General features: G+C 61.7%; 31 protein-coding genes and 1 tRNA gene. 22 read left to right on the plus strand and 10 right to left on the minus strand.

Annotated features, from left to right (window positions below; genetic code table 11):
- Positions 1-11: 11 nt before the first annotated feature.
- The 9 genes from AKN84_RS04195 to AKN84_RS04235 are packed head-to-tail and all read left to right on the plus strand — an operon-like array spanning position 12 to position 8,766.
- Positions 12-1,082, plus strand: a complete 1,071-nt coding sequence (locus AKN84_RS04195; RefSeq protein ID WP_050419500.1) for an alpha/beta hydrolase family protein — start codon at positions 12-14, stop codon at positions 1,080-1,082.
- Positions 1,079-2,938 (plus strand): virginiamycin B lyase family protein, encoded by a 1,860-nt coding sequence (locus AKN84_RS04200; protein WP_050419501.1) that lies wholly within the window; start codon positions 1,079-1,081, stop codon positions 2,936-2,938. Before AKN84_RS04195 ends, AKN84_RS04200 begins: the two co-directional genes overlap by 4 nt.
- Positions 2,935-3,717 (plus strand): cyclase family protein, encoded by a 783-nt coding sequence (locus AKN84_RS04205; protein WP_050419502.1) that lies wholly within the window; start codon positions 2,935-2,937, stop codon positions 3,715-3,717. The genes AKN84_RS04200 and AKN84_RS04205 overlap by 4 nt, the downstream gene beginning before the upstream one ends.
- A 16-nt stretch (positions 3,718-3,733) precedes the next feature.
- Entirely contained in the window at positions 3,734-4,969 is a 1,236-nt protein-coding gene (locus AKN84_RS04210; RefSeq protein WP_050419503.1) for a beta-ketoacyl-[acyl-carrier-protein] synthase family protein, read from the plus strand.
- Complete coding sequence (locus AKN84_RS04215; protein ID WP_050419504.1) at positions 4,969-5,637, plus strand: 4'-phosphopantetheinyl transferase family protein; 669 nt, start codon at positions 4,969-4,971, stop codon at positions 5,635-5,637. Before AKN84_RS04210 ends, AKN84_RS04215 begins: the two co-directional genes overlap by 1 nt.
- Positions 5,618-6,280: a DUF3052 family protein gene (locus AKN84_RS04220; protein ID WP_157863244.1), complete on the plus strand. Its 663-nt coding sequence runs from the start codon at positions 5,618-5,620 to the stop codon at positions 6,278-6,280. Before AKN84_RS04215 ends, AKN84_RS04220 begins: the two co-directional genes overlap by 20 nt.
- A 10-nt stretch (positions 6,281-6,290) precedes the next feature.
- Complete coding sequence (locus AKN84_RS04225) at positions 6,291-6,818, plus strand: SRPBCC family protein (protein WP_050419506.1); 528 nt, start codon at positions 6,291-6,293, stop codon at positions 6,816-6,818.
- A 5-nt stretch (positions 6,819-6,823) separates the two neighbouring features.
- Positions 6,824-7,981 carry a cytochrome-c peroxidase gene (locus tag AKN84_RS04230; RefSeq protein ID WP_128970415.1) on the plus strand — a complete coding sequence of 386 codons (1,158 nt, stop codon included), beginning with the start codon at positions 6,824-6,826 and terminating at the stop codon, positions 7,979-7,981.
- An 11-nt stretch (positions 7,982-7,992) separates the two neighbouring features.
- Positions 7,993-8,766 carry a hypothetical protein gene (locus AKN84_RS04235; RefSeq protein WP_050419508.1) on the plus strand — a complete coding sequence of 258 codons (774 nt, stop codon included), beginning with the start codon at positions 7,993-7,995 and terminating at the stop codon, positions 8,764-8,766.
- Here AKN84_RS04235 and AKN84_RS04240 read toward each other — a convergent pair.
- The 4 genes from AKN84_RS04240 to AKN84_RS04255 form a co-directional block, all read right to left on the minus strand.
- Positions 8,756-9,694: an AfsR/SARP family transcriptional regulator gene (locus AKN84_RS04240; protein WP_128970417.1), complete on the minus strand. Its 939-nt coding sequence runs from the start codon at positions 9,692-9,694 to the stop codon at positions 8,756-8,758. The genes AKN84_RS04235 and AKN84_RS04240 overlap by 11 nt on opposite strands.
- A gap of 72 nt (positions 9,695-9,766) precedes the next feature.
- Positions 9,767-10,108: a hypothetical protein gene (locus AKN84_RS04245; RefSeq protein WP_128970418.1), complete on the minus strand. Its 342-nt coding sequence runs from the start codon at positions 10,106-10,108 to the stop codon at positions 9,767-9,769.
- A 218-nt stretch (positions 10,109-10,326) separates the two neighbouring features.
- On the minus strand, positions 10,327-11,292 hold the full coding sequence (locus AKN84_RS04250) for an ImmA/IrrE family metallo-endopeptidase (protein WP_050419511.1): 966 nt from the start codon (positions 11,290-11,292) through the stop codon (positions 10,327-10,329).
- Positions 11,289-11,669, minus strand: a complete 381-nt coding sequence (locus tag AKN84_RS04255) for a helix-turn-helix domain-containing protein (RefSeq protein WP_050419512.1) — start codon at positions 11,667-11,669, stop codon at positions 11,289-11,291. The genes AKN84_RS04250 and AKN84_RS04255 overlap by 4 nt, the downstream gene beginning before the upstream one ends.
- Before the next feature lie 147 nt (positions 11,670-11,816).
- Between AKN84_RS04255 and AKN84_RS04260 the strand changes: the two genes are divergently transcribed.
- The 5 genes from AKN84_RS04260 (at position 11,817) to AKN84_RS04280 (ending at position 15,616) form a co-directional block, all read left to right on the plus strand.
- A complete protein-coding gene (locus tag AKN84_RS04260; RefSeq protein WP_050419513.1) occupies positions 11,817-12,305 on the plus strand; it encodes a hypothetical protein in 489 nt (162 codons plus the stop codon).
- Positions 12,306-12,328: 23 nt separating this feature from the next.
- On the plus strand, positions 12,329-12,808 hold the full coding sequence (locus AKN84_RS04265) for a hypothetical protein (protein ID WP_128970419.1): 480 nt from the start codon (positions 12,329-12,331) through the stop codon (positions 12,806-12,808).
- On the plus strand, positions 12,805-13,350 hold the full coding sequence (locus AKN84_RS04270; protein ID WP_050419515.1) for a Mov34/MPN/PAD-1 family protein: 546 nt from the start codon (positions 12,805-12,807) through the stop codon (positions 13,348-13,350). Before AKN84_RS04265 ends, AKN84_RS04270 begins: the two co-directional genes overlap by 4 nt.
- A gap of 89 nt (positions 13,351-13,439) precedes the next feature.
- Entirely contained in the window at positions 13,440-14,900 is a 1,461-nt protein-coding gene (locus AKN84_RS04275) for a ubiquitin-activating E1 family protein (RefSeq protein ID WP_157863245.1), read from the plus strand.
- Complete coding sequence (locus tag AKN84_RS04280; RefSeq protein ID WP_128970422.1) at positions 14,897-15,616, plus strand: hypothetical protein; 720 nt, start codon at positions 14,897-14,899, stop codon at positions 15,614-15,616. The genes AKN84_RS04275 and AKN84_RS04280 overlap by 4 nt, the downstream gene beginning before the upstream one ends.
- 508 nt (positions 15,617-16,124) lie before the next feature.
- Here the strand turns inward: AKN84_RS04280 and AKN84_RS04285 are convergent.
- Positions 16,125-17,495 (minus strand): tyrosine-type recombinase/integrase, encoded by a 1,371-nt coding sequence (locus AKN84_RS04285; protein ID WP_050419518.1) that lies wholly within the window; start codon positions 17,493-17,495, stop codon positions 16,125-16,127.
- 222 nt (positions 17,496-17,717) lie between these two features.
- Positions 17,718-17,802: transfer RNA gene (locus AKN84_RS04290), tRNA-Leu, on the minus strand.
- Between the two features lie 170 nt (positions 17,803-17,972).
- Here AKN84_RS04290 and AKN84_RS04295 point away from each other — a divergent pair.
- A complete protein-coding gene (locus tag AKN84_RS04295) occupies positions 17,973-18,533 on the plus strand; it encodes a disulfide bond formation protein B (protein WP_050419519.1) in 561 nt (186 codons plus the stop codon).
- A gap of 103 nt (positions 18,534-18,636) precedes the next feature.
- Here AKN84_RS04295 and AKN84_RS04300 read toward each other — a convergent pair whose 3' ends face one another.
- Both AKN84_RS04300 and AKN84_RS04305 read right to left on the minus strand, forming a co-directional pair.
- Entirely contained in the window at positions 18,637-19,722 is a 1,086-nt protein-coding gene (locus AKN84_RS04300) for an AbrB family transcriptional regulator (protein ID WP_128970424.1), read from the minus strand.
- A 287-nt stretch (positions 19,723-20,009) separates the two neighbouring features.
- The gene (locus AKN84_RS04305; protein ID WP_050419520.1) at positions 20,010-20,291 is read right to left on the minus strand and encodes a PsiF family protein; all 282 of its coding nucleotides are present in this window, start codon (positions 20,289-20,291) and stop codon (positions 20,010-20,012) included.
- Positions 20,292-20,479: 188 nt separating this feature from the next.
- Between AKN84_RS04305 and AKN84_RS04310 the strand changes: the two genes are divergently transcribed.
- Entirely contained in the window at positions 20,480-20,971 is a 492-nt protein-coding gene (locus AKN84_RS04310) for a hypothetical protein (protein ID WP_050419521.1), read from the plus strand.
- A 66-nt stretch (positions 20,972-21,037) separates the two neighbouring features.
- Here AKN84_RS04310 and AKN84_RS04315 read toward each other — a convergent pair whose 3' ends face one another.
- Positions 21,038-21,595, minus strand: a complete 558-nt coding sequence (locus AKN84_RS04315) for a TetR/AcrR family transcriptional regulator (RefSeq protein ID WP_050419522.1) — start codon at positions 21,593-21,595, stop codon at positions 21,038-21,040.
- A gap of 175 nt (positions 21,596-21,770) precedes the next feature.
- On the opposite strand from AKN84_RS04315, the gene AKN84_RS04320 reads away from it, so the two are divergent.
- The 6 genes from AKN84_RS04320 to AKN84_RS04345 all read left to right on the plus strand — a co-directional run bounded on the left by AKN84_RS04320 (position 21,771) and on the right by AKN84_RS04345 (position 25,601).
- Positions 21,771-22,205 (plus strand): acyl-CoA thioesterase, encoded by a 435-nt coding sequence (locus AKN84_RS04320; RefSeq protein ID WP_050419523.1) that lies wholly within the window; start codon positions 21,771-21,773, stop codon positions 22,203-22,205.
- A 5-nt stretch (positions 22,206-22,210) separates the two neighbouring features.
- Entirely contained in the window at positions 22,211-22,654 is a 444-nt protein-coding gene (locus AKN84_RS04325; protein ID WP_050419607.1) for a PaaI family thioesterase, read from the plus strand.
- A 254-nt stretch (positions 22,655-22,908) separates the two neighbouring features.
- Complete coding sequence (locus tag AKN84_RS04330; protein ID WP_050419524.1) at positions 22,909-23,295, plus strand: CidA/LrgA family protein; 387 nt, start codon at positions 22,909-22,911, stop codon at positions 23,293-23,295.
- Positions 23,292-24,014 (plus strand): LrgB family protein, encoded by a 723-nt coding sequence (locus tag AKN84_RS04335; RefSeq protein WP_050419525.1) that lies wholly within the window; start codon positions 23,292-23,294, stop codon positions 24,012-24,014. The genes AKN84_RS04330 and AKN84_RS04335 overlap by 4 nt, the downstream gene beginning before the upstream one ends.
- A 135-nt stretch (positions 24,015-24,149) precedes the next feature.
- Positions 24,150-24,887, plus strand: a complete 738-nt coding sequence (locus tag AKN84_RS04340; protein WP_128970436.1) for a sulfite exporter TauE/SafE family protein — start codon at positions 24,150-24,152, stop codon at positions 24,885-24,887.
- Between the two features lie 36 nt (positions 24,888-24,923).
- On the plus strand, positions 24,924-25,601 hold the full coding sequence (locus AKN84_RS04345; RefSeq protein ID WP_050419527.1) for a DsbA family protein: 678 nt from the start codon (positions 24,924-24,926) through the stop codon (positions 25,599-25,601).
- 17 nt (positions 25,602-25,618) lie between these two features.
- On the opposite strand, the gene AKN84_RS04350 is transcribed toward AKN84_RS04345, so the two are convergent.
- Positions 25,619-26,221: a CGNR zinc finger domain-containing protein gene (locus AKN84_RS04350; protein WP_050419528.1), complete on the minus strand. Its 603-nt coding sequence runs from the start codon at positions 26,219-26,221 to the stop codon at positions 25,619-25,621.
- Positions 26,222-26,231: the final 10 nt, after the last annotated feature.

Here is a 26,231-nt window from a genome sequence, read left to right on the forward strand (position 1 = left end):
GGAGCGGTGTGATGGGTGCCTCGAACCAGTTCATCGTTGACCGGCTGCTGTTTGCTGGTCTGCCGTTCGGCGACCTTCGCCGCTCGGCGGAAACTGCGGCCGATCAAGGCGAGTGGGGCGCGACGTTTTGCGCCCTGGCTGACCGCTATGCAGAGAAGGCCAGCATGGCGGCAAACCGCGGATGGTTGGCCTCGGCACACACCTATTGGCGATGGTCCGCGATAGCGCTGCAGGGTGCTAGCTTCGAGCTTCACTTATTTCCCGAACGTCATCGCGAATATCTGCAAGCAGAACGTCTGCGCCGGAGTGCCCGGGCTGCCTATCGCAAGGCGCTGATGTATGCGGCGCCCGACAGGATTTCCCGCGAACCGGTGTGCATCGAGGCGATGGGCGAGCGAGTGGAGGGTTATCTCGATAAGCCACCTGGGCGCTCGCTGGGCTTGGTCATCTTGGTCAACGGCCTGGATTCCATCGCCGAGGTGGAGTTGCGGGCGTTCGGCACCTGGTTCCTGGAGCGCAGCAACGCAGTATTGTCGCTAAACATTCCAATCAATTACGCAGAAGAGCGACGACGTCCAGCGGTGGACGTCCGCCACCTGGTGCCGTCTATTTGCGATTGGATCGAGCGTAACGGCGGCGTCGAAACGGCAAAATATGGCGTCTTCGGCGTCAGCTTTGGCGGGCACCTCGTCGCGCAGTTTCTTTCAGCGGATCCGCGGATCGTTTGCGGCGTAGCCGTCTGTCCGCCCGCCTTCATCGGCACCAAGGAACTCGCGATCGATCGCATTCGCATCATGTGGGCCTGCGCCCTCGCCAAGTCGTTCAACGGGCTCAATGGCGCGGAGAATTCGCTGACGGACGTCAGGACGTTTGCGCCGCCGCTGGGAAAACTACTGCTCTACGGATGTCACGCGGACCCCGTGTTCGGCGACGAACATCTAGATGCGTACCGCGAGTGGGCGGGCGATAGAGCCGACCTCCGCATGATGGCCGCGGAACATGTGGGGACCTCGCGGTTCTCGGATTGGATTCCTGAGGTCTCGGATTGGATCTGCGACCGGATTGCATCGGGTGGATCATGACCAGATTGTATCGGACCGGCTTCGTCGATTTGGTCGGCCTCGCCATGCTAGCGGTTGTGGCCGGGGGTAGTTGCGCTTTCGCAACGGAAATCATCAACGTTCCCGCCTCGCCCGAAGTGGCCAGGGTGGAGGGGCATTTCCGCGAGTATGCCCTCGATCATTTGCGCAGTGGCCCGGCCATCGTTGCGGTTGACCGCGATGACGACGTTTGGGTTGCTCTGGCGCGCAGTGGCAAACTTATGCGCCTGCGCAATGATCAATTGCGCGCGTATGATATTGGACAAGACAGCCGGCCGGTGGCGCTCGCGCTGGGCACCGCTGAGAATGGTCGTCCTAACGAAATCTGGATTTCTGCGGCCTTCGACGAGAAACTAGTGCGCTTCAACCGACAGACTGAAGCCGTCACGAAATACGCTGTCGGTGGTAGCGGCACTTTTTGGCCATTCATGATCGCTCTCGGGCCGCATGGCGAAGTCTGGTTCAGCGAGCGCGCGGCCGGCCAGATCGGTCGGCTGGATCCGGAAAGTGGGAAGGTCGAACATTTCAAACTCCATTCCGCGGAAGCCGGTCCGGCCGGCCTGGTAGTCGCTCCCAAGGACGGCACCCTATGGTTCACCGAAGGTCAGACCGATCGGATTGGCCGGCTTGATCCCAAGACTGGCGTCGTCACCGACTATGTCATGGGCGAGCAGTCGACTGGTATGATCTCAGGACCCGCGGGCATTGCACTAGATGCCAGCGGTCGCGTCTGGTTCACGAAACTCGAAGGCAAACTCGGCGCCATCGATCCCGAGCACGATAAGGTGGAACTCATCGATCTTCCGGCTGATGCCCGCCGGCCGGCGGGTATAGCAGTTGCACCCGATGGTACCGTCTGGTGCCTTGCGCTCGACGGCAATATGGCCGTTCGCTACGAGCCGCAGACCCACAGATTCACGCTATATCCGCTTCCAACTGGAAGCCCGGACGAAGAACCGGATGCCCCGCCCAGTGCGCGCACCTCGCGGCCTTTCGGCATCGCGTTCGATCGATCCGGAAATCTCTGGTTCTCCGAACAATACACCGGGCAACTCGGCGTGCTGGTATTAGCTCCGCCGTCCGTCAATGTTGTCTCGCCGCGCGACAGGATCCAACAGCACGACCCGTTTGTCACCGTGCGTGCCCTGGACCGCGCCGGCGGGGTATCATCTTTGCAATATGCGCTGGATGATCATCGCATCAGCCTAGACGCGGGCCGACTATCACTGCTGGATACGAAGCCTGGCCCACATCGGTTGGTGGTCACTGCGACCAACGCCGCCGGGCTTTCGGCGAGCGACAGCGTAACGTTCGAATTCCTTCCGGACAGCCCCACTGTCGACGCGCTGTTGAATCAACTCAAGCCGGTGGACGGAGCTGCTATAAGCTCGCGCAATCAGATGCGAACGATGTTGCAGCACGCGCCAAAAGACGAAGGTCGGTCGGCCGCGCTCGTCGCAATTTTGGAAGAACTTCAGACCAAAGCCGACAGATTTGCGAATTTCCCGAGTGCCTACGTCAAAACACTGACCGCCTATTTCCGTCAAACTCAGGTGAGCTTGCTCGAGGTGAAAGTGCTTGATGAAGCGCCCTACTTTTCGCAGGCCACGCTGCGGATCCGGGCTGGCGAAACGGTGACCTGGCGCTACGATCCGCCCAGCCGTGGCCACGTCATGCCCCAATACCCCAATCGAATTGAGATTCCCGGCGAAGGTGTAGTGTCGCCACAACTGCGGGCGGGTGAAAGCTTCGTGCATCGCTTTGCGAGCGTCGGGAAATTTTCCGTCTTGAACAGGGACCGCCCTGAGGCCCGCTTGACAATCGAGGTAATGGAATGATCGAGAGCTGCGATTTACTTGATCTTAGCGTGCCGCTCGGGCCTGGTCCCGGCAACGCCGTCCCAGTCGAGATCGAATATATGTCTCACGCCGCCGGCGGTGTGCACCTCGCGCAGCTCGTCGGCACGACACCGGAATGCCTGTGTGGCGGCAAGGCTTGGGCGAGTGAGCGCGTCTCGGCGATTACACACAGCGGCACCCATGTCGACGCTCCGTTCCACTATTCGGAACTGACAGGCACCCGCCCCAGTCGAACCATCGACCAGATGCCGCTCGACTGGTTTTGGGGGCCGGGCAAGAAGATCACCGTCGAACCCAGAGCGATCAATGTACCCGTTACGATCGAGGAACTGATCGAAGCCGAAGGTAAGGCCGGCATGACGATCGAGGCCCACGACATCGTCGTGTTTGATACCGGCGCGCAGGCCTACTGGGATACGGCTAAGTACAATCGACGGGGACGCGGATTGTCGCCACAGCTTATTAGACATTTAGTGGATCGCGGGGTGTGCGTATTCGGTACCGATGCTTGGAGCCTTGACCCGCCCTATTGGGTGATGCGGCGCCGCATGAAGCGGTTCGGTGCCGATACTGTCTGGGGGGCGCATTACGTCGGCCGGGAGCAGGAATTCTGCGCGATCGAAAAACTGGCTAACCTAAATCTGTTGCCAGCACAGGGATTTTATGTGGCCGCGTTTCCGATCAAGGTTGTCGGCGGCAGCGCCGGTTGGGCACGCGTTGTCGGCTTTGTGCCCCGGAAAAGTCCAACAGACGCGTGATCCGAGAGGGAAGACAATGTCGCGCAGGGTGGCGGTGACCGGTCTTGGCGTCGTATCGCCGGTAGGTGTCGGTACGGAATCGTTCTGGTCGGCTGTCAAAGCCGGCAACAATGGTGTGACCGAGATTCCTGCATCGATTCTGCAGATTCTTCCGGGCCTTCGAACCCGGTCGGCGGCAGGCATATCGGAGCATTGGCTCGCTCAGCCAAAGGGTTCTGGCGCGCGAGTCGAGCGGCTCGGCACCATTGCCTTTCGCCAAGCTCTTGATGACGCTGGGCTCGCGAGCCTGCAGGACGTAAGCAGCGGTCTCGTGTTCGGTACGGCCGTCGGGGATACCGCCGGCATGGAACGCAGTTTCGTCAGTATTGACGAGCGCGGAGCGTTCGACTTCACTAAGGCCGACACCCATCTATTCAATACAATGCATTTTCATGCGACCGCCGCGGAATGGGCGCGCTCATCTCGCTGCGAGGGGCCGACGATCGTGGTCTCGACCGGTTGCACAGCGGGAATCGATTCATTCGGCATTGCGTTCGATCTAGTTCGGAATAATAGGGTTGATGTGGCGGTCTGCGGCGCCGCAGACGCTCCTTTGACCCCCATCGTTTTCGCGGCATTCGATGCGCTTGGTGCATTGTCCAAACGCGACCATGATGTCACTCGCGCCTCGCGTCCGTTTGACCGCACTCGCGACGGCTTCGTACTCGGCGAGGGCGCCGGAGTTCTCGTGTTGGAGGAATACGAGCATGCGCTCAGGCGGGGCGCTAAGATTTACGCCGAAGCAAGCGGCTTTAGCTCGCTGAGCAACGGCTTCCACATGACGGACCTGCCGTCGGACGGTAAAGCGTTGGCTCGTTGCTTCGAACAGGCTATTCTTGATGCCGGAATAAGAGCCTGCGAGATCGATTGCGTCAATGCACATGGCAGTTCTACCAAGCAAAATGACGTGTGCGAGACTAGCTCCATCGCGGCTGTGCTTGGCGATCAAGCTGAAAACGTATCAGTTAATTCGCTGAAGGCGATGGTCGGACATGCCCTCGGCGCGTCGAACGCTATCGAACTTGTGGCTTGTGCCCTCAGTATTCATGAGCAGTTCGTGTTTCCCACGATCAACCTCGATCATCCCGACCCGGACTGCTATCTCGATTATGTTCCCAATCGTGGGCGCAAGCGGCGCATCAGGCATCTCGCAAAATTGAGCAACGGATTTTCCGGAATCCACTCGACGGCCATTCTGAGTAGGGCCACGTAGTGAAGCACGAGACCGACCAGAACGTTGATACCCTAGTTCAGTGTCCGGTCGGGGCGCTGGTCCTGGTTTCGCTGAAAAGGCTCCGGATCGTCTTCAGCATTGGCCGGACGCCTCAGATGCTAACCGGTTGCGAGGTTGCTCTCTGGCAGCGTCTGCAAACCGATCGGCGCCGACTCGAATTTATCGGCGGTCGTCTTGCCGCGAAACTTGCTATCGCGCGGTTGTCGACCGACAACATTGCGTTGTGCAACATCGAGGTGGCGCGGTCAGAAAGTGGAAAGCCGGTCGTGCGTGGAATGATGGGACCTGTCACTGAGGTCTCAATTTCGCATACGCGTGAGTGGGCCGTGGCGCTGGCAGTTCCTGGGCAAGCTCCGTGTGGTATCGACATCGAAGATCGGACTTCGCGGGTACGACTGTCCGGCGACTACTTTCATAAGTCTGAAATCGAACTCGCCGCCAGAATAGGTCCGAAGCGGCATTGGGTGCTCAAGGAAGCCCTGGCGAAACTGAGCAGCAAGGGGCTTGGCGGGGATCCGCATTCCGTCAAACTTGTTGAAGCCCGATCTCCCTCCGAAGCGGCAATATGCCAACGTCAGTCGACTGTTCATGCCTTCTCAGGCGTGCGCCGTTCGCTTGCGGTGGGAATTGCGCTCGGTCGAACTTGAGTTGTGGGAAGTCAAACCGGTATTTGTTACGATGGGCCAGGAAATAAAGTGCAAGGTGGTAGTTGGCGGCCGCAAGGCCGAAGGGCGCCTCCAACTCGAGACGGAGCGACTGTATTTCCGCTCGCCAACTGAAAAACTAGACGTCGCGACGAAAGATGTGAAGGTCAAGGCCAGCAAAGGCGTGTTGTTTGTCAGCATTGGCAAGACCCAATACGAGTTCGAACTTGGCGCGGTCGCCGAGCGATGGGCGGATCGCATTCAGAATCCTAAAAGCTTAGTTCAAAAACTCGGCGTGAAAGCCGGCGCATCCATTGTAGCCATTGGTCGCCGGGATGCAGAACTCATCGACGAGTTGAAGAAGGTCGGCGCAAAAATATCAGCAAGGAAAGGTGGCAAAGACCACGACTGGGTGTTTGTTGGCGTGGAGCAACCCGGCGACCTCAATTTGCTAGAAGGTTTGACAGATACGATCAAGTCGAACGGCGCTGTCTGGATCATATTCCCGAAGGGCCGCTCCGACCTGAAAGCCGAGCACCTTATCGCAACTGGAAAGGCGAATGGCCTTGTCGATACGAAGGTCGCGCGTGTATCGGACCGGTTGACCGGCATGAAGTTCGTGATTCCTGTCAAACAGCGGAAATGATGGTGAGCAAATGACGATAGCCTTTGTTGTTGTCGCAATTCTGGTCCTGCTGATTGCTGCGGTATTCGGTATTGGTGCGGCGTTGCCGAAGGAGCACCGCGCAGAGGTTGATGCCGTCGTACCGCTCAGTCCGGATCACCTATGGAAACTTATCGCTGATCCAAGCCAAGCGACAAAGTGGCGAACTGATCTTGCAAGTGCAGAGGAGATCTCTCCAAACGTTGTGCGCGAGACCTCCAAAAAGGGTGAAGCCATGACGTTCGAGACGATGCACAGCGATCCACCGAACGTTCTTGTGCGTCGGATCGCGGATACCAACCTGCCGTTCGGCGGACAATGGAGAATCACCATCGACCCGGATCAGGGGCAGTCGCGGATTAACATCGTCGAAGACGGTTTCGTAAAGCCTGCCTTGTTCCGATTTGTATCGCGCTTTGCGATGGGCCACGACCGCACGATCAAGAATTTCCTGAGTGACCTGAAGGATTACAGCAGCAAGTTGTCTGCTTCTTCGGACGAATGGACTAGGAAGGAGTAAACTCCATGAATCGTCGCGGCGTATTGCTCCGACGTTTCTTTTCAATCGGCGTCACGGGTTTGCTTACACTTTGCGGCGGAGTCTTGGTGGATGCGAGGCCGTTGAACTCCGAACTCTCCGACGTCGATCCGCTTTTTGCACCGCTCCAAGATCGTCAGGCACCGCCTGTCGATGCTCGCAACGTCGAACAAATCGAATTAGGAAAGATGCTGTTTTTTGATACGCGCCTGTCTGGCGACGCTTCGATTTCGTGCGCCTCGTGCCACGATCCTGAGCAAGGTTGGTCCTTCGCTGACGAGCTTTCACGCGGGTATCCGGGGACTGCGAACTGGAGAAACAGCCCGACCATCGTTAACGCAGTATTTTTGCGTCGGTTTTTCTGGACAGGGCATGCTCCGACGCTAGAAGCGCAGGCGAAGGCCGCTGGTATGGGTGCCATTGAGATGCATGGCACGCCAGGTCTCGTCGAATTGCGCCTTGCGGCCATCCCCGAATATCGCGAACGTTTTGCCCGCGCGTTCGGCGGCGAGATACCGAAGAGCGATGACGTCTGGCGCGCGATCGCTGCCTTCGAACGGACACTGACACAAACCGACACGCCGTTCGATCGCTTCCTACGCGGCGACAGAACGGCTTTGGATGAGAGTCAGGTCAGGGGATTCTCCCTCTTCAAGGGCAAAGCGGGTTGCGCGCGCTGCCACCATGGGCCGCTTCTTACAGACGAGCAATTCCACAACACCGGTGTTCCCGCAAGCACGCGTTGGCGGACCGACACACTTGCCCGCATCAGTTTCAACTTCATGCAGGCTGAACTAGGTGAGGCTAAGGCGGGGCTAAGTGACGACGCAGGGTTGTTTCTATTCAGCAAGCGCCGGGAAGACCTGGGAAAGTTCCGAACGGCCCCGCTTCGCTACACCAAGTACACCGCACCATACATGCATAACGGCTCCTTGGCCGACTTGCGTCAGGTGGTCGAGTTCTATAACGGCGGCGGTGATGTCAATCCCTTCAACGACAACAAGGATGTCAAAATGTCGAGGCTGAACCTCTCGGACAGCGAGATAGCCGACCTCGTTGATTTCCTAGAGTCGCTAAGCGGCGATGAAGTCCGGGTCACAAAGCCAAGGCTTCCCTCCTATCCGGCGCGACCGGTTGACGACTAGGCGTAATGGCTATGTCAAGGCGGGCCCGTCAGCAGTTGTTGCGCGTCATAGCGGGAGGATTCCTGGTCGGATTGTCAGGTGGTCTCTTGTTGGTGAGGTCCCAAGCCGGAGTCCCCGAAGGGGTATATCAAGCAGTTGAGCTTGCCGATGCTGGCAGCATTGTTGGCGAGGTGCTGCGGCCGTCGGGCGAGGGAGAAACAGAGGAATTCCCTGTCAACAAAGACTTCGCCGCGTGCGGCAAGGAACCGCGGCACATAGAGTGGGTACGCGTCAAGGACGGCCGGCTTTTGGATGCCGTGGTTTTTATCGACCGCATTGGATCGGGTAAGCCATTTTCAGCGGCAGAAGACACGGTAGCCTTGCGACAGACTCATTGCAGTTTCGAGCCGCAGCTGCAAATTGTCCGCGATGGCGGAAATCTCGAACTGCGTAACCTCGATCCAGTCATGCACAGCGCCCGGATCTACGAGGTTATCCAGTCAGCGCGGCGTCAAATCCTCAATGCAGTACAGGATCGCGACGCCGATCCGATCTCGACCGTGATAGGCGCTACTCGCGGAAACGCCGTGAAGATCGAATGCGGTGTTCATGATTTTATGTATGCCTGGATCTTTGTTGCTCGCAATCCCTACTATGCCGTGGTGGACGACCGCGGTGTCTTTCACATCGACAATGTACCAGCCGGGACGTACCGCCTTCGAGCGTGGCATGGGCGGCTAGGGTACCGAGAGACGAAAGTGGTCATCTCCGCGCGAGAACAATCTCACGTTGAGTTCATTTACTGAGGCGGCTAGGGTCGTTGGGCGCTCGGTTTTTCTCTTGGGACGGCCCTGCCAATTGAGCCAGGCGCGCTTCAAAGTGCGATGTCGCTCGCGCAATATCCTGGCGCATAGCGCTGAGCGCGCGTGAGATCATTTCCTGATCTAACGCAACTCGAAAACTGGTCCTGTTAAAAGGCTTCCCGGTACGAGTCTGCTGCTTAGCAATCCGTTCAGCCAATGCAGTTGTCTCGGGCATTGGTGAGATGTTGAATGTTGTGGCAAGCGTCCGCCTATAAGTATCATATTGTCGCACCGCTGCGGCACGATTACCCGTCGCGGTGTAACACTCCATCAATTTGACATGGATGTGCTCGGCGAAGGGATCGTAGATCAAGAATCGAATCCCAAGCTCGATGGCTTCACGGTAACGCTTCTCAGCTGCGTTGATGTCAATCATCTCCTCCAGGACAGACAGATAACGCGTCCTGTAAAGCTCGCGATGATAGATACACCAATCTGCGTCGATGCCTTCCAGCAAGTCACCGCTGTACAATGAAGTCGCCTTTTGAAGACGCTCGAATTTGTCCGCTGTCTCGTTGCTCAAAATGACATCGAATTGCTCGAAATCGACCAAGCATTCCAGTGCGGGTACGAAACTTAGTCCCGATCCTGTCTCTGCAAATATTGCCTTGGCATCTTCATGAGCGCTGCCAAATATTGTGCGGATGCGCCACAACTCGGTACGAAGCGAACCCTGACCTTGAGTTAAGTCACGATCTGGCCAAAATAGCTCGACCAGATACTCCCTTCGGAAGAAGCGCCCTCTATTCAAGATTAGGAAATAGAGTAGTTTTTGAGCACGAGCTGTATGGAAATGCTTTAGCTCGCGCCCGCCGACCGAAATTCGTGCGCCGCCAAAAAAAGCCACTGAAATTTTAGGTTTGGGAGGCATGCGAACTCCCTAAGATTGTATTGCAGTATGCAACAACCATAGCGAAGTTATCGTAATTTGCGAGTCCCAAATTTATGAGATCCGCTGGGTCCTGGAGGCAACCACTGCTGCCGCAGCCCTTTCTGCTGCCGGGTCAGCCGCTGGCTTGGGCTGCGTAGGGTGGATGTCGATCGCCTTCGGGATCTCATCCCTCAGGAATGGAAGTTTCAAGGTGACGACCGGCTTTCCGGCTTCCTTCTTGGCCCAGTGGCCTCGTGGAGGATAAGGCACGTCCAGCTTGTCGCAGACCTTGGCGAGACCGTTTCCTGTGATCCCGAATTCCTCGGCAAGCCGAATAATCGGCTTAAGCCAAACCATCCGGTACAGTTCTTCGCGCGTAACGCGCCGTGCATGGGAAGGTGTCGGTACTTCCACCGTTGTTCGCTCCCGGTTAGGTCTTGAAGGGGCAAAGTTCCGGCACAGCATAACTCAAGGGTTGAAGGACGAAAGAAAATCGCCGTTTGCCGCTGAACTCGAAGCGTTGGCGGCAATGGCGGTGCTGAGGACACAAAGACTCACAACTCCGGCTTGACGCTCGGCCCACAATTGACACCGATCGTGCACGCGATGACCGCGCCGGCCTTAGCGGTCAGCTAGGAAGGTTTGGCGATTTTGCCAAGAGTTGCGCGAAACTCTTGCATGCCGGGCATGATAACCGTCGTCGTGTTGACCGGGCGATGGTCGCGCAACAAGACCAGCGTCTGATGGCCCGTGTGGAATGCTTCGCCAATACATTCCCGCGGTTCGCCGTTACGGTCCGTCAATTGAACGCCGCGCGGCGCGATCATGCGCTGCTTGCCGCGGGGCACGAGGGAGCGGAGGGCATGCTGGCCCGTTACCGGCAGCGCCAGCGCCGCGCTGTCATAGATCCTATCGAATGAGATCGATGCAACCACGCGGCGAACATTTGCCCTGAAACCACCAGCGCCGTCGGACGATGCTGGCTCCAGAACAATCAAACAGCAGGCGTGCGGGTTCGTCGTCACATAGCGGCGGAACGTGGCGTAGTTCGACCCGCCGAACTGCTTCGCGAGCGCCATCGCCGTCTTGACTCCGAATTCACGGTCGTGGGCGTGCTTGGCAAACACCTCGCCCTGGAACATGGCCTCCGAGGCGAACACGTTGGCCTCGCGCTCGAACAGGTCCGTGATCTCGGGGTCCAGGGTCTTCTCGCAGTCCTGCATCAAGGCGTACAGCCTCGTTTGATGCGGCATCGAGCCATGGCCGGTTTCATGGAGCTTGACGAAGGCAATCCGGGGGCGCGGCACATCCTTGTCGATAACCACAAGGCGGTCATTGGCTTCGAACAGGCCCAGCACCTTGCTCAGCGCGGATTTGATCGTGGCCAGCCCCGCCGCTGCCTTGGCCGCGAGGCGTTTCATGAAGCTTTCGTTGAGAATCTCGTCGTCGACGACCGTCACTTTCGCGGCCGCGAGGATGTCGTCGATAGGGGTTGGAAATCGTCCGAGCGCGGCGGCGTCTCGTAGAAGACGGTCGGCGTGGCGCCGGACGTTCGCGAGTTGCTCAGGGGTCAGGTAGGAATCGTCGGGCCTGCTCACTTCTGCTTCTTTTGCTGCCGGATGAAACCGAGATAGGCAATAAGTGCCTTTTCTTCCTCCGGCGTCAGGTTTTCGATCGCAAACGTAGCGGCGCGAGCTTGCCTGCGTCCCGATGCTTCTGAATGTGCAGGCAAATAACCCGCCCGCTCCATAAGGTCTTCGTAGGAGGTGCTGTAGACCTCGGACAGCGCGTACAAAATGTTGGGCGAAGGTTTGCTTATTTTATCCTTTTCGAGCTGGCTCAAATACGCGTTCGAGACTTCCTTGTCCGTCGCCTCCTCCACCTGGCGCAAGGTCAGTCCGGCGGCGTTGCGTAGGGCTGCGAGATGCTCTCCTAGCGTTGGCTTTTGATGCGGGCGGTTGCTGCCCTCCGGCATGGCATCCTCTTATCTTATTGATTCATAGTCCATTTTAGCGTTGAGGCTTGGCCTGTCAAGCAGCGCTATTGATTTGCTTGACATATTTAGCAATGCCTCATAAATGTAGCGTGACGCTCGCGTTGCGGGCCCGAAAAGGAACAAGATATGGATTCGAGTGCCGACCACGAGGTGCGCGTTCACATCGACCAGCACCCCTACCGCTCGCCGACCCCGACCACGGGCGCGGCGCTTTACACGCTGGGCCAGGTGCAGCCGCACCACGAGCTCTTCCGGGAAGTCGAGGGCGACCGCGAAGACACGCCGGTCCCGAACGACGGCACGCCCCTGCATCTGCAACAGGACGACCACTTCCACAGCGCTGAGGCGCGGCCCGACGAGGTGAAGGTCGAGTTCGAGGACATCAACGCGGTCGAGACCGTCGATTTCCGGACCTCGCTCGCGACTACGCTCAACGCGGCCTGGGACGAGGCGGTGACGCTGCTCGGCGAGCCGCGCAAACCGACCGATCGCTTGCAGACGCCAGGCGGCGCCGACCTGATGCCCTATCTCGGCCTGACGTTGCGTGAACTGAGGGAGCGCAAGATCGTCCACGCGTTCAAGTTCCAGATCGTCGGACCGACGGGCGGGGCGTGATGTCGATCCATGGCAACGCGCCGGTGCAGGACATCGCGCGAGGGCAGCAGGCTTTCGCCGACCATCTCGAGCGCGTCCTGCGCGGACGAACGCTCGACGATCTCGGCTGGGCGAAGCCCGATGACTTGACCCTGCAGGTGCCCATGTTCGGCACGACTGCGGCCGGGCGCAAGGACCTTTACCTGCTGCAGCTTTATTTTGATCATTACCCCGCCTGGCCGCCGGGCGCGCAGTTCGTCAATCCGCTCACCTTGGAATATCGCGTGGGCCAGGACGCCAAGTGGGTGCCCCAGTCGAACGGCCATCAGGAGATTGCCTTTCACACCGACTACACCAATCGAGGTCAGCTCATATGCTGCTCGCTGACGCTTGAATTCTACAAGGTCAACCACTCGGTCGAGCCCCATCTCGTATGGAACGGCGAGAAGCAGACCTTCGCCGCGACCATCGCGGCCATCAAGCGGGCGCTGGTGCCGCCCTATTACGCGGGGCGATTTTCATGAAGAATGCCATTGTTCGAGCCGGCCTCGCGGTCCCGGCGGACGCCATCCGCATGACCTCTGCCTTTCTGCAATCGATGACCGGCGTCGAAAGCTGCTGCTTCTGGCTCGGTTCGCGGAATCCGAGCGGCAAAGCGACGGTCATGGCGATCGTCGTCCCGCGCCAACGCAACCAGCCCGGCAACTATCACGTCGAGGCAGACGCCATGGTGGGCGTCGCCGACGTCGCGCGGCAGCGCGGATGGACCAACCTCGCGCAGATTCACTCGCATCCGGGTACCGACGTCAGGCATTCCGGCTATGACGACGAGATGGCCAACAGCCGGCGCGCCCTCTCGCTGGTCTACCCCACCTACGGCGCCCTTCCGGGAATGTGGTGCTTCCGCGGGTGGCTCTGGCGGCTATGGCCGGTACCGATTCCCCAGGAAATCGGCGTTCACGCCTTCCTGCGCGCCAAATGGACCCTGCTCGATGCGGCAGGCGTCGCGGCGGCGATGCAGGTCATCTCCGGTCCGAAGCCGGCCTTCATCGACCTGCGCACATGACAGCTGATCTTGATCAACTGGCCGACCGCCACTTCCGGCCAGACCCGCAAGGCGCGCTCGCAACACCTGAGTCGGCGCGCCGCGCCTGCGTGCTGGTGGCGATCGACCCGGCCGTCGCCGAGACCAAGGCGGGCCAGGACACGGTCTGGATGCTGGCGAATCTGCTTTCTCGGCAGTTCAAGCTCGTGACCGGCATCACGCTCGACATTCCCTCGCAGGTGGCGCTTCGCCCTAGCGTCGCCGCTTTCGGGGAGGCGCCGACGCTCAAGGAGACTATCGCCAATTGCATACGCCTGGTTGCAGGTAAGCACGTCTCGGTGCACGACCATGGCAGCGCGGTCGAGCCGCATCCGATCGAGATTTTCATCGGCCGCCCTTCCGGCGCACCGCGCGCCGCGCTGCGGCTCGTGCTCTTTGCCGACGGCTGGCGTCTTTTCCTCGGCGACGCGTTTGCGGCGGCGGATCTGCCGCGTTCGGAACTCACCTTCGGTCCCTATATGGGCGCATGCTTTGCCGCCGGAGAAGTCTTCAAGCATCTGCGCGGCATGAAGCCCGGCAAAGGGCAATTCATCGGTGAGGGCCACGATCTATGCCTGTCACTATGGACCACGAGGACCGCGGCGTCCTGGGTGGAGCTCGATCCCGATCCGGCCATCGAGCGGCTCGATTTTCCGCCGTTCTATCTTGCCGGCGCCGGTGCCGTTGCCCAGGCCGCGGCCTTGTCGATCGGAGGCTTGCCCGGCGTGACGGGGCACGCGACCGGCGTCGACCACGACCCGCTCGATCTCTCCAACGACAACCGCTATGCGCTCGCAACGCTAGACGATGACCGGGAGCCAAAGGCGCCGTTCCTGACGGCGTTTCTCGCTGGGCGGGGCTTCACGCAATATCCTCACGCCGGCACATGGCAGGATTATGTGACGCGGCGCAACCGCCCCCCCAACCGCTCCGAACTCGATGCGCTCGAAGCCCACTTTCGCTACCGCGTCATCCTGTCCTGCGTCGACGACAACGCCGCGCGGCACGCGATCCAGAACCTCTGGCCCGAACTCATTATTGGCGGCAGCACACACGGCCTTACCGCCAAGGCGATCGCCTACGACATGGCCGGCGATCAGCTCTGCCTCAAATGCTATAACCCGGTCGTCGAGCGCAACGAGCTTGTCAAAAAGCGGCTCGAAGAGTTGCGGCCCATGACCCCTGAAGCGCGTGCCCAACTGTTCGTCGAGCTCGGCGTCGATCCGGTCAAGGCGGAAGAGCACCTGCGCGATCCCCGCTGCGGGCAATTGTCGGAACAGGACTTGAACCGGTTTGCCGCCGGCGAGCCTATGATGTCGGTCGGATTCGTATCCGTGGCGGCCGGCGTGCTGCTGGCCGCGCAGTTTCTGCGCTTCGTTCATCTAGGCCGCGAGGGCCTCGTTGAGGATGGTCCCATGTTGATCGCCAACTTCTACCGACCTGGCCTTCGCTGGCTCCGAACGTCGCCCGAACAAGGATGTGATTGCGCCACCCGGCGGTTGACGGACTGGTCCTCGCGGTGGGTCGCATGAGTCAGGACCGCACAGCGAACGGGACGCTTCCCGCGCCATTTCTGCCCGCCCAGCCGTACACGATTGCAGAGCTGAGGCGCACGGCCGCCGCGACCCTGCAACAGCGGCAACGCGACCCAGCGCTGTCGGCCAAGCTTCGCACACAGTTACGCTCGGACATTCCCTGGGCCAAGAGCTGGAACGAAGAGTTCTTTCCACTGACGATGTTTGCCGACCACGCGGGGCTGGCCGACGAGGATATGTTTCGATGGACGCCCGACGCGGCTGCGGATTTTACGGTCACGTCCTCGGGGGAAATCATCGCGCTCCAATGTACGATGGCCTATCCGGTCTGGACCGCCGCCGGAGACATGCCGCCCGGCCAGGTTCATCATCTTGAGATGCGCCAGTTCAACACGGTCGGTTACTCGTACCGTGGTGGCCTTGTGTCGGGCCCCTGTGCGCGCGGGCCCGACGAGGACCTAAGGGCATGGCGTTCCGCCATATCCGACGCGCTCAGGAACAAGCTCAAGCCCGGTTACGAAGCATGCGGTCTTTTGATTTTCGCGCGAGGCTGCCAGATCGACACCATCGATTTTGATTTTGGCGAAGTCGTCAGGCCCGCGATCGAGAGCATTGGCCGCCAGACGTGGGGACAATATTTTCAGGCGATCTATGTGCTGGATTCGCCCAAGGCCGCCTTTTGCGCCTTTCACGGCGCTAGCCAGGAGCGATAAACCCGCTTCGCTTGGCCAAGCCAAGGCTCGACCAGGATCGAAAGATTCTGAGCAGAATCGGTATGCCGGCCAGCGAACGGCAGCACCGCGGTCAGGTAGTGCTCGAGCTTGCTTTTTTCGTGGTTGCAGCCCTTCGCAGGCGGGAACCTTCGGAAGGTTCCCGCGGCGCACGTTGATGAAAAACTCGCGCGCGAAGACATGATCGCGAGTAGTCGTCGACGGCGCCGCGCCGCAATACACGCAGGTCTTACCTTTGAATCGCTTGTTCATAGGCCATTATACCATAGCCGGCGCGGAGTTGCCGGTCGCGCAACTGGCCGCTGTTGGGTTATCAGAATCTGCCAGGTGCCAATTCCCCCCGGCGACACTGTCGAGCAGGAGCGTGCTCGTCGAGATCAGCGACAAATCGATCCGCTTCCAGCACGAGATGCACAAGCGTCGACGATTATCAGATGAGCTTGCCACGGGTTGAATTGGGCCACATTAACCAGGCCTGATGATGGGCGGCTCAAGCCTGCGCGCCTCCCTTGATCGGCATCACCTTCTTGGGATCGAGCCACTGGTCGATCCGATCAGCCCAATGCTGCATCAGCTTCGTGCGCGAGCCGATCAACGCGAGCGGTCCGTGCTTCTTGTAGAGACCTTCGACAGTAGAGTTATCGAGATGCGCGAGCTGCAGCTCGACGACATCGCCATCCCATGCCTTGGCATCCTTGATCTCTTCGTGATGAGATAGCGTCGAGAACGTGGTCCGGAATCCGTGGGCACAATGATCAGTCTTGGTGTCAATGCCAAGCAGCCGCAAGCGCTTGTTGAGCGTGTTGTTTGATAGCGGGGCGTCCTTCGAGCAGGAAAACGCGTACCGGCGATGGCCGGTCAGCTTCTGAACGCTGCGCAGGATTGCGAGTGCCTGCCGTGACAAAGGCACGACATGGTCCCAACCGGTCTTCATCTTGGCGGCTGGAACAGTCCAGCGTTCTGTATCCCAATCGACTTCGCTCCACTCCATTTCATTGACCATGCCGGGGCGCGGAATGGTCAGCGCATCGAAGCGCAAGGCAAGGCCAACAACGTCACCAAACCTCGCTCTCGTCCACGGTGTGCTGATGAGCTTGAAGACGCGCGTCACGTCGCGTGGTTCGGTGACGCCGGGACGTGGCGTCGAAATGTTGGCAATCATCTGTCCATTCAGGTTGCGGAATGGATTGTAGCCGTCGCCTTCGACGTCGGCATAGTCGCAGATTTGCTCACAGATGCTCCGCACTCGGTCCCGGGTTTCCAGCCTTCCCTCTGCTTCATATGAACGCATGAAGGCGAGCACGTCGGGACGCTTGATTTCCTGCCTGCACAGCTTGCCGAAGCGAGCCTTGACGTAGCCGACGCGCAGCTCGAGCACCTCGACGGTCTTGGGGTCGCGCACTGCGACGATCCTGCCGCGCTTGACTTTCTCCACCTTCTTCTTGGCGAGCCACTCATCGGCCCATTGCGCGAAAGGCCGGGCGGCGGCCTGCCTGTGCTTTTCGAGCTGCTTCTCGATGCTCGGGTCTTTGCCTTCCTTGAGCAGGTCTTTGGCCTTGTCGCGCTCGCGCCGCGCGTCTGCGAGCGAGAACGTGCCATCCCTCCCGTTGCCGTAGGGGCCGATGGAGTAGGTTTTCTGGCGGCCGTGGAAACGGTAGTCCATCCGCCAGAGCTTGGAGGCAGCGTTGCCGGGCCTGCTCACGTCCGGCGTGACGAAGAGATAGAGCCAGCCGCCGGTCACGTCGGAAATCTTGGCGGGACTCCACGCGCCATTGTCGAATTTCGGTCGGGCGGCGCGGCAGTCGAGGTCGGTCTTGATCTGCTTGGGATTGGCGCACGCGCCGTCGTTCTTGCCGGCCATCTGCTCAATTCCTTCATTCGGAAAAGCGAAAGTCGCCGTGAACGTTTGTTCTCCCGAGACCAACACGATGCCAGCAAAAATACCAGCAAATCGGGCGGCTGGGATCGGAGGAGAACAAACGGTGACGAACTAGAATGTACGCGGAAGTGCCTATTTTTCAAGGGTTTCCGAGCACTGCGCGAACGGTTGGGGACGTTTTGGAACGGGCCCGAACAGCCTAGATGGTGCCCCTGGCCGGAATCGAACCAGCACTCCTTGCGGAACTCGATTTTGAGTCGAGCGCGTCTACCAGTTCCGCCACAGGGGCATTCACGATGATCCAGGCCCGGAAGGGCCTGAGGTCGCGAAGCGCGGCGGACTATAGCGGCCGGCCCGTCGCGGTCAACCCGCGCGGATGTGATTGTCCCGCGCCTCGACAGCGGTATTTCCACGCGATACGACCCGGAGCGAGCATGGGGCAGGGCCTGACCTTGCCGAATGGATGCTCGCAGGAGGACCGCCGTGACGACCGCCACCGCCCATCCGTCGGATGCTTCCGCGACCGGCAATCCGGCGCTGACCTCGGCTCTGGCGATCGCCGTGATCGCAGCAGTGACGCTGGCCGGTGCCTGGTTCTTCCAGCTCGTGCTGGAGATCATGCCCTGTCCGCTCTGCCTCGAGCAGCGCTATGCCTATTATCTTGCGGTCCCGCTCGGCGCCGTGGTGGCGCTGGCGGCCGCCCGCGGCACGGCGCGCCCGGTGCTGCTCGCGGGGCTTGCGATCCTTGGCCTCGCCGCGCTCGCCAATGCCGGGCTCGGCGCCTATCACGCCGGCGTCGAATGGGGCTTCTGGCAGGGGCCGACCGATTGCAGCGGCCCGATGGTGGATTTCGGCAAGGCCGGCTCGCTGCTGGATCAACTCGACAAGGTCAAGGTGGTCCGTTGCGACGAGGTGCAGTGGCGCTTCCTCGGCATCTCGCTCGCCGGTTACAACGTGTTGATCTCGCTCTTGATGGCCGCGATCGCCGGCTGGGGCGTGATGCGGGCCGCGAAAGCTTGAGCCCGTACTGCGTAGGGTGGGTAGAGCGAAGCGAAACCCACCATCTCAATCCACGACGAAAGTGATGGGTTTCGCTGCGCTCTACCCATCCTACGCTTTCGAGCTAATCGTCGACGTCGTCCTGCGGCCGTCCGAACAGATGGATGATGCCCGGCGTCGAGATGGTGACGAACAAGAACCGCGACAGGTGATGCGCGCCGACGAAGATCGGGTCGATGTGCAGCGTCAGGGCCAGCGCCAGCATCGCGTCCATCGCACCGGGCGCGAAGGCGACCACGACGTCGGCGAGCCGCACGTGGGTGGTGAAGGCGATCACCGCGACGAACACGGCCGAGATCAGGATGGCGATCGCAAACGAGCCGAGCCCGGCATTGACATGGCTGAGCAGCGTCGAGGTCTTCATCCGCGCGAAGCGGGTGCCGATAATGGCGCCGATGCCGACCAGCGCGATATTGCGGAGCCAGGGCGGCAGGCCGCCATCGACCAGGCCCGAGCCATGCAGCAGGCTGGAGGCGAGCATCGCACCGAACATCCAGCTGGCGGGAAACTTGATCCAGCGCAGCAGCAACGAGACGCCGATCGACCCGGCGACCAGGGCGATCAGGCCGAACGGCGAGGCGACGGTCGTCGGCAATGGCGGCGGCGCGGCATGCGTCACCCCGGTCAGCGCCAGCACCAGCGGCAGGGCTGCGGTCAGAATGATGACGCGCATGGTCTGCACCACGGCGATCGCCGCGACGTCGGCGCCCTTCTCCGCGGCGAGGATCGTGATCTGCGAGAGCGCGCCGGGGCTGCCGGCGAGGAAGGCCGAGGTCTGGTCCCAGCCATGGATGCGCTGGAGGTACAGGCTCGAGCCGAAGGTCGAGCAGAACGTCGCCAGCGCCAACAGGGCGATGGTGAGGGGATAGGAGCTCATATGCTGCAGCAGTTGCTGTGACATCAGCGAGCCCAGCGAGATACCGAGCAGCAGCAGCACGGATTGTGTCAGCACCGGCGGCACCGCGAGCGGCCGGCCGGCCAGTGCGGCGATTCCGACCGCGCACATCGCCCCCGAGATCAGGCCGCCCGGCAAGCCCGCCCATAAAAACAGCAGGCCGCCGCCGGCGCCGATGACGAGAGTCTCGAGCCCGTTCAGAACTTTGCTGCGGTCGGGAATGGCTGACGCCATCGAAGCGCGGATCAGGGTCACGCCGCCTTATGGCAAATTCGCGCGGACGCGACAAATGCATCTCGCGATTGCAGCATTGCGCCCCGAATTCCCGGGGAATCTTCCTTCAACCTCGCCTGGAGGGGGACGAGACGAGCGAAGCGCGCTCTTGGGTCGACGCGAAATGAAATGAGCGGCGGGGTGGGGGGACGGTCTCTCCTATCGGGAGCTGCCCGTGTTGAGAGATCACCCCACCCCGACACACGTTTCGCTGCGCTCAACGTGTGCCGACCCTCCCCCTCCAGGGGAGGGTGGCCACGGCGTGTGTGTTACTTCGTGCCCGCGGGCGCAGCGGCGCCGCCGCCCGACGCGTTCTTCTTGCACTCGGAGCGGAATTTCTTGCGCTCCTTGCCGTGCAGGCCCTTGGCGTCGGCCTCCTTCGAGCATTCCAACGATTCGGCGGTACGCGGCTTGGCTTCCTTGGCCATCTTGGCGTCGGCCTTCGGAGCGGCGTCCTTGGCAGCGGGCGCGGCGGTCTGCGCGAAGGCACCGCCGATCAGCAGCGCGGAGGCAAGGGCGGTCACGGTCGCAAGGGAGGAAATCTTCATCATGGGGCACCTCGTGAGGAAAGGAGCCGAAACGTTGCGCGGCGATGCTGAACCGTGGATGAACATGCAGTGGTCCTGCCGCCACAATATTTTAATGCGCTGGCGCGCCCGCACGTTGTCGCAAGTCCGGGTTGCGCTAGGATAATGGTCTTACGCCAATGCCCCCAACCAGGGATGACGGGAGACCAGGGATGACCATTCAGACCAGATTGTTGTGTGTGATTGCGGTGTCGGGCTTTGCAGCCTTTGCGGCGAGCGCCCCGGCGCAGGCCCTGACCGCGCAGGAATGCAGCGCCAAGTACCAGGCGGCCAAGACGGCCGGCACCCTCAACGGCCAGAAGTGGAATGATTTCCGCAAGGCGCAATGCGGCGCCGACGCGACCCCGGCCGCGGCGCCCGCCGCGCCGCCGCCCGCTGCCGCCGCGCCTGCTCCGGCCGCGCCGAAGGAAGCCAAGCGCGAAGCCGCTCCCGCGGCAGCACCCGCGGCGCCGGCAGGGCCCGCCGTGTTTCCGAACGCGGTCGATCCCAAATACGCCAAGGAAACCGAGGGCAAGCAGCGCATGCACAGCTGCCTCGACCAGTACAACGCCAACAAGACCACCGGCGGCAATGGCGGCATGAAGTGGATCCAGAAGGGCGGCGGCTATTACAGCGAATGCAACAAGCATCTGAAGGGCGCCTGAGCCTCTCTGCGATGCGTTTTCGAGGAGGCGGCCGGCGTAAGCCGGCCGCTTTCTTTTGGCCGAAGCTCACTGGCCTTCCGCAAGCAGCTTGTCTGCCGATTGCGCCAGCAGTTGCGCGCGCTTGCGCGGGCCGCGCTCGAGAAACAACAGGCTCTGGCCGAAGATGAAGCAGTAGAACAGGAAGGCCTGCGCATCGGCCTCTTCAGTCGGCAGCCCCGTGGCGCGATAGAGCTGGCCGACCTGCTTCAGTCGTGCCGCATCGACACTCGCGGCGGCGGTCGCAGCGGCCTCGTCGGTGCGCGCCCATTGCCGGATCGCGAGCTCGACTGCCATCGCCTCGGTGTTCATGCGCTCCGAATAGAGCGTGATGATCGCCTTCAGCCGTTCGCGCGCGCTCGCACCGTCGAGCGCAGTCTGCTTCTCGATCGATGCGATGCGGCCATCGCGCCAGCGCGTCAGCATGGCCTCGAGCAGCGCGGCGCGATCCCTGAAGCGGCGGTAGAAGCCGCCCTTGGTGACGCCGAGATTCTTCGCCAGCACCTCGACCCGCACGCCGTCGACGCCGTTATGGGCGAGTTCGGCAAAGCCGGCGGCGACCCAGACATCGCCCTTGCTCTCAGTCATGTGATCTCCGCGGATCCCAATGCGCGATCGGGTCATCGCGCATTAGTCTCTTGTTTGAGCACGATCTTTTCGGAAAACCGCTGCGCACTCTTCCGGATCGTGCTTGATACGGTACCGTATTGCTAGCCCACCTTGCGCTTGATACGCTACCGTATCACAATCGGGGAGAACCAGAATGGAAGGCGAGGCGACCTACCGCGGCACGGTCTATCCCTGGCACTGCGACCACATCGGCCACATGAACGTTATGTGGTATGTCGGCAAGTTCGACGAAGCGAGCTGGAATATGTTTGCGCGGCTTGGCCTCACGCCCACCTATCTGCGCGAGTCCGGCCGCGGCATGGCCGCCGTGCAGCAGAACATCGCCTACAAGCGCGAACTGCTCGCCGGCGATCTCGTCGAGGTCAAGAGCCGGCTGGTCGAGTTCCGCGACAAGTCGATCCGCATCCTGCACGAGATGCGCAACGCCGAGACCGGCGAGATCGCCGCGACCTGCGAGATCACCGCCGTGCACATCGACCGTGCCGCGCGCAAGGCGGCGCCGTTTGCGCCGGCGATCCGCTACGCGGCGATGCCGCATCTCGTCCCGTCAGAACCCGCGATCGCATGACCGCCATGCCCCGTTTCGAGCCGAAGAATCCCGACTATCGCGCAATTGCAGGCGAGACGTTCGCGCGCCAGCGCGCGATGCAGACGCTTGGTATCTCGATCGCGCGGATCGAGCCGGGCGAAGTCGATCTCGCGATGCCCTATGCGCCTGAGTACAGCCAGCAGAACGGCTTCGTGCATGCCGGAATCATCACCGCGGGGCTCGACAATGCCTGCGGCATTGCCGCCTTCACGCTGATGCCCGAAGGCTCCGACATCCTCACCGTCGAGTTCAAGACCAATCTGCTGGCGCCGGCACGTGGCGAGCGGTTCGTGTTCCGCGGCGTGGTGGTCAAGCCCGGCCGCACGCTGACCGTCTGCGACGGCCGTGCCTATGCCGTGCAGGACGGCATTGAGACGCTGGTCGCGACCATGAGCGGCACACTGATGGCGCTGCAGCGGCGGGCATAAGCGGTCATCGGGACGAACAATCTTTCCCCGTCATGCTGAGGAGCCGCGAAGCGGCGTCTCGAAGCATGCACGGCCCGGCTGGTGGCCGTCGACCCTTCGAGGCGCGCTGCGCGCTCCTCAGGGTGACGGGTCTCAGAGACCCGCGTGCTTAGGACAGGCATGCCCAACATCTGCGCATCCATTTGAGATCGGCGCATTGACAAGCCTCCGTCACGGCGACCTGATAGGCGGATGTTTCGCGTGAGCGCCTTGTCATGATCGCCAGCCTCAGCCTGATCCTGCTTTGTCAGCTCGTCGGTGAGGTTGCCGTGCGCGCGCTCGCGGTGCCGGTGCCGGGCCCGGTGGTTGGTCTCGTGCTCCTGCTGTTGCTGCTGCTGGCGCGCGACCGCTATCCGGCGCTGGCGCGCGGGCCGCTTGGCAATGACGGCGTCGAGAGCGCAAGCCGCGGCATGCTCGCCAATCTCTCGCTGCTGTTCATTCCGGCCGGCGTCGGCGTGGTGCAGAAGCTCGATCTGCTCGCCGAGCACGGCATCGCGATCCTTGTGATCCTCGCGGTGTCGGTCATCGTCACGCTGCTGGCGACGGTCGCGACCTTTGTCGCGGTGAGCAGTCTCTTCTCGCGCGAGGACGAGACGCCGTGAACGACAATCCGTTCTCGCTCTGGGTCTATCTCTCGCAGTCGCCGCTGCTCTGGCTGACGGTGACGCTCGTGACCTATGCCGCGACCGATGCGGTGTCGCTGAAGACCAGGCGGCATCCGCTCGCCAATCCGGTGCTGCATTCGCTGTGGATCATCGGCCTGTTCCTGCTGCTGACCAACACCTCCTACACCACCTACTTCGCCGGCGCGCAGTTCGTGCACTTCCTGCTCGGGCCGGCGACAGTCGCGCTCGCGGTGCCGCTCTACGAGAACCGCACGCGGGTTGCAGCGGCGGTCCTGCCGATGCTGGTTGCGCTCGCGGTCGGCTCGCTGACGGCGATCGTCTCGGTGGTGCTGCTGGCGCGGGCCTTCGGCCTGCCGCGCGAGATCATCCTGTCACTGGCGCCGAAATCGGTGACGGCCGGCGTCGCGATGGGCGTCAGCGAATCCCTGCATGCCGATCCCTCGCTGACCGCGGTGTCGGTGATCCTCACCGGCATCATGGGGGCGATCATCGTCACGCCGCTGATGAACTTCGCAGGGATTACCGACTTCCGCGGCCGCGGCTTTGCCGCCGGCATCGCCGCCCATGGCATCGGCACCGCGCGGGCCTTCCAGGTCGACGAGGTCGCCGGCGTCTTTGCCGGCATCGCGATGAGCCTGAACGCGCTGGTCACCTCGCTGCTGGTGCCCCTGGCCGTGACATATCTGCTGCGCTGACTGCCGTTACGGGGCGGTTTTGTGCTATGGGTATGGCACTGGGCAGCAAATCCTTCTATGGTCGCCGCCGCAAACGCGAGTCTGTTCCCCTTGGTCTTCTCCGCAACCCAGAGCGTGCTTGGGCTGGCATCGGGCATGCTGGTCGGCTTTTCGCTTGGCCTGGTCGGCGGCGGCGGATCGATCCTGGCCGTGCCGCTGATGGTCTATGTGGTCGGGGTGCCCCAGCCGCATGTCGCGATCGGCACCTCGGCGATCGCGGTCGCCGCTAACGCTGCGATCAACCTGTCGAACCACGCCCGCGGCGGCACGGTGATATGGTCCTGCGCGCTGGTATTCGCGCTGTCAGGCATGTTCGGCGCCTTCGGCGGCTCGATCCTCGGCAAGATGCTGGACGGGCAGAAGCTGCTGGCGCTGTTTTCGGTGGTGATGCTTGTCATCGCGGGCCTGATGCTGAAGACCCGCGCGCGGGTCGGGCTGACCGACGTCAAGATCTCGATGTCCAACATGCCCGCGATCATCGGTCTCGGGCTTGCCACCGGAACCATGTCCGGCTTCTTCGGCATCGGCGGCGGCTTTTTGATCGTGCCGGCCCTGATGCTGGCGACCGGGATGCCGATCATGAACGCGGTCAGTTCCTCGCTGGTGGCGGTCACCGCCTTCGGCGTGACCACGGCCCTGAGCTATGCGTGGTCAGGGCTGGTGTCATGGGGCCTTGCGGGGCTATTCGTCGCCGGCGGCATCGCGGGCGGCCTCCTGGGTACGAGGAGCGCCCGGCACCTGTCGGAACGTCGCGGCGCGCTCAATATCGTGTTCGCGGCTGTGATTATCGTCGTGGCGATCTATATGCTGCTGCGTAACATCAATGTGTCCTGAACGTAGAAGGGCGAGGAGCCCTTCCGGAAGCCAGCTATGAACCATCTGACGAAATCACCCTTCGACAATGCCGGCGCCACCCGCCGCGACGCGCTCGGCCTTATCGGTGCCGGCATCGCGCTGCTGGCCGCGAGCGGCGCGCGCGCCGAGGACGACAAGGTTCTGACCGAGGAGCAGGTGCTGCGCGATCCGGATATTCCCGTGATCGGCAATGCCAAGGGCGACATCACGATCGTCGAATGGTTCGATTACAACTGCCCGTATTGCCGCAAGCTCGCGCCGGAACTCCGCCAGGTAGTGCAGGACGACGGCAAGGTCCGCCTGGTGCTGAAGGACTGGCCGATCCTCGGGCCGGTCTCCAAGGTCGCGGCGCGGATGGCGCTGGCGGCGAAGTACCAGGGCAAGTTCGACACTGCGCATGAGGCGATGATCTCGGTCAATTCGCGCATCACTGAGCCGCGCATTGCCGAACTGCTCTCGGGCGCCGGCCTCGACATGGACAAGCTGAAGAAGGATCTCGACGCCAACGCCAAGGCGATCGACGCGATCCTCGCGCGCAACGACGAGCAGGCGCAGGCGTTCGGCTTCAACGGCACGCCGTCATTCATTGTCGGCAAGTATCGCGTGCCGGGCGTGCTCAGCATCGATCAGTTCGAGCAGGTGATTGCCGACGCCCGCAAGGCCAATATGGGCCGCAAGACCGAGCAGAATTAGACGCCTTCGCGTTCGGCTTACGCTGAGCCCTTGCGCTTGGCGTAGGCGCGCCGGGCGCGCTCGCGATTGCCGCACACCTCGCTCGAGCACCATCGGCGGGTCCGGTTCGGGCTCTCGTCGACAAAGAACCAGCCGCAGCCGTCGGCCTCGCAGCATCCGATCCGCCTGGCGTCGTCGGACGCCAGCAGGGCCGTCAGCGACCAAAGCACCGGCCATAACGGCTCGCTCACGTCGGTCCCCGCGAAGGCGTGGCGATATGCTCGATCCTGCCGCACGAGGTCGGGTTGCCGCGGCGCCGCCGAGAGCATCTGATTGATCAGACGAAGGTCAGCACCGCGGCCGCCGCGCAGCGCGTCCGAGATGGTCCAGATGTCGCGGCGCAAATCATATGCCTTCTGCATCGCAGCCGCTGCCTCGCTGCTTGCCGAACGCGCCTTCAGCTTCCTGGTCGCGGCAAGGGGCAGGGTCCCGCGGCGTTCGCTCCAGGACAACAGCGCCGCATAGTCCGGAATCAGCTCCTGCGGATCGTCCGAGGTGCGCCAGTCCAGCGTGTTCGCGAAGTCAAGGCAGACCCGTCCACCGAAGAACTGCGTCGCTGCCCGCGCGGGATCTCTTGACATCACGGCCTCT

This window comes from Bradyrhizobium tropiciagri, from assembly GCF_001189845.1.
In the GTDB taxonomy this organism is placed as follows: domain Bacteria; phylum Pseudomonadota; class Alphaproteobacteria; order Rhizobiales; family Xanthobacteraceae; genus Bradyrhizobium; species Bradyrhizobium tropiciagri.

Bases quoted from the DNA above. Each gene is read 5' to 3' on its own strand.
- AKN84_RS04210 (WP_050419503.1), top strand. From the start codon at position 3,734: ATGTCGCGCAGGGTGGCGGTGACCGGTCTTGGCGTCGTATCGCCGGTA.
- AKN84_RS04230 (WP_128970415.1), top strand. From the start codon at position 6,824: ATGAATCGTCGCGGCGTATTGCTCCGACGTTTCTTTTCAATCGGCGTC.
- AKN84_RS04255 (WP_050419512.1), bottom strand. From the start codon at position 11,669: ATGCCGGAGGGCAGCAACCGCCCGCATCAAAAGCCAACGCTAGGAGAG.
- AKN84_RS04225 (WP_050419506.1), top strand. From the start codon at position 6,291: ATGACGATAGCCTTTGTTGTTGTCGCAATTCTGGTCCTGCTGATTGCT.
- AKN84_RS04195 (WP_050419500.1), top strand. From the start codon at position 12: ATGGGTGCCTCGAACCAGTTCATCGTTGACCGGCTGCTGTTTGCTGGT.
- AKN84_RS04285 (WP_050419518.1), bottom strand. From the start codon at position 17,495: ATGGCCGGCAAGAACGACGGCGCGTGCGCCAATCCCAAGCAGATCAAG.
- AKN84_RS04330 (WP_050419524.1), top strand. From the start codon at position 22,909: ATGATCGCCAGCCTCAGCCTGATCCTGCTTTGTCAGCTCGTCGGTGAG.
- AKN84_RS04320 (WP_050419523.1), top strand. From the start codon at position 21,771: ATGGAAGGCGAGGCGACCTACCGCGGCACGGTCTATCCCTGGCACTGC.
- AKN84_RS04310 (WP_050419521.1), top strand. From the start codon at position 20,480: ATGACCATTCAGACCAGATTGTTGTGTGTGATTGCGGTGTCGGGCTTT.
- AKN84_RS04350 (WP_050419528.1), bottom strand. From the start codon at position 26,221: ATGTCAAGAGATCCCGCGCGGGCAGCGACGCAGTTCTTCGGTGGACGG.
- AKN84_RS04295 (WP_050419519.1), top strand. From the start codon at position 17,973: ATGGATGCTCGCAGGAGGACCGCCGTGACGACCGCCACCGCCCATCCG.
- AKN84_RS04280 (WP_128970422.1), top strand. From the start codon at position 14,897: ATGAGTCAGGACCGCACAGCGAACGGGACGCTTCCCGCGCCATTTCTG.
- AKN84_RS04205 (WP_050419502.1), top strand. From the start codon at position 2,935: ATGATCGAGAGCTGCGATTTACTTGATCTTAGCGTGCCGCTCGGGCCT.
- AKN84_RS04340 (WP_128970436.1), top strand. From the start codon at position 24,150: ATGCTGGTCGGCTTTTCGCTTGGCCTGGTCGGCGGCGGCGGATCGATC.
- AKN84_RS04240 (WP_128970417.1), bottom strand. From the start codon at position 9,694: ATGCCTCCCAAACCTAAAATTTCAGTGGCTTTTTTTGGCGGCGCACGA.
- AKN84_RS04345 (WP_050419527.1), top strand. From the start codon at position 24,924: ATGAACCATCTGACGAAATCACCCTTCGACAATGCCGGCGCCACCCGC.
- AKN84_RS04315 (WP_050419522.1), bottom strand. From the start codon at position 21,595: ATGACTGAGAGCAAGGGCGATGTCTGGGTCGCCGCCGGCTTTGCCGAA.
- AKN84_RS04235 (WP_050419508.1), top strand. From the start codon at position 7,993: ATGTCAAGGCGGGCCCGTCAGCAGTTGTTGCGCGTCATAGCGGGAGGA.
- AKN84_RS04305 (WP_050419520.1), bottom strand. From the start codon at position 20,291: ATGATGAAGATTTCCTCCCTTGCGACCGTGACCGCCCTTGCCTCCGCG.
- AKN84_RS04200 (WP_050419501.1), top strand. From the start codon at position 1,079: ATGACCAGATTGTATCGGACCGGCTTCGTCGATTTGGTCGGCCTCGCC.
- AKN84_RS04325 (WP_050419607.1), top strand. From the start codon at position 22,211: ATGCCCCGTTTCGAGCCGAAGAATCCCGACTATCGCGCAATTGCAGGC.
- AKN84_RS04260 (WP_050419513.1), top strand. From the start codon at position 11,817: ATGGATTCGAGTGCCGACCACGAGGTGCGCGTTCACATCGACCAGCAC.
- AKN84_RS04270 (WP_050419515.1), top strand. From the start codon at position 12,805: ATGAAGAATGCCATTGTTCGAGCCGGCCTCGCGGTCCCGGCGGACGCC.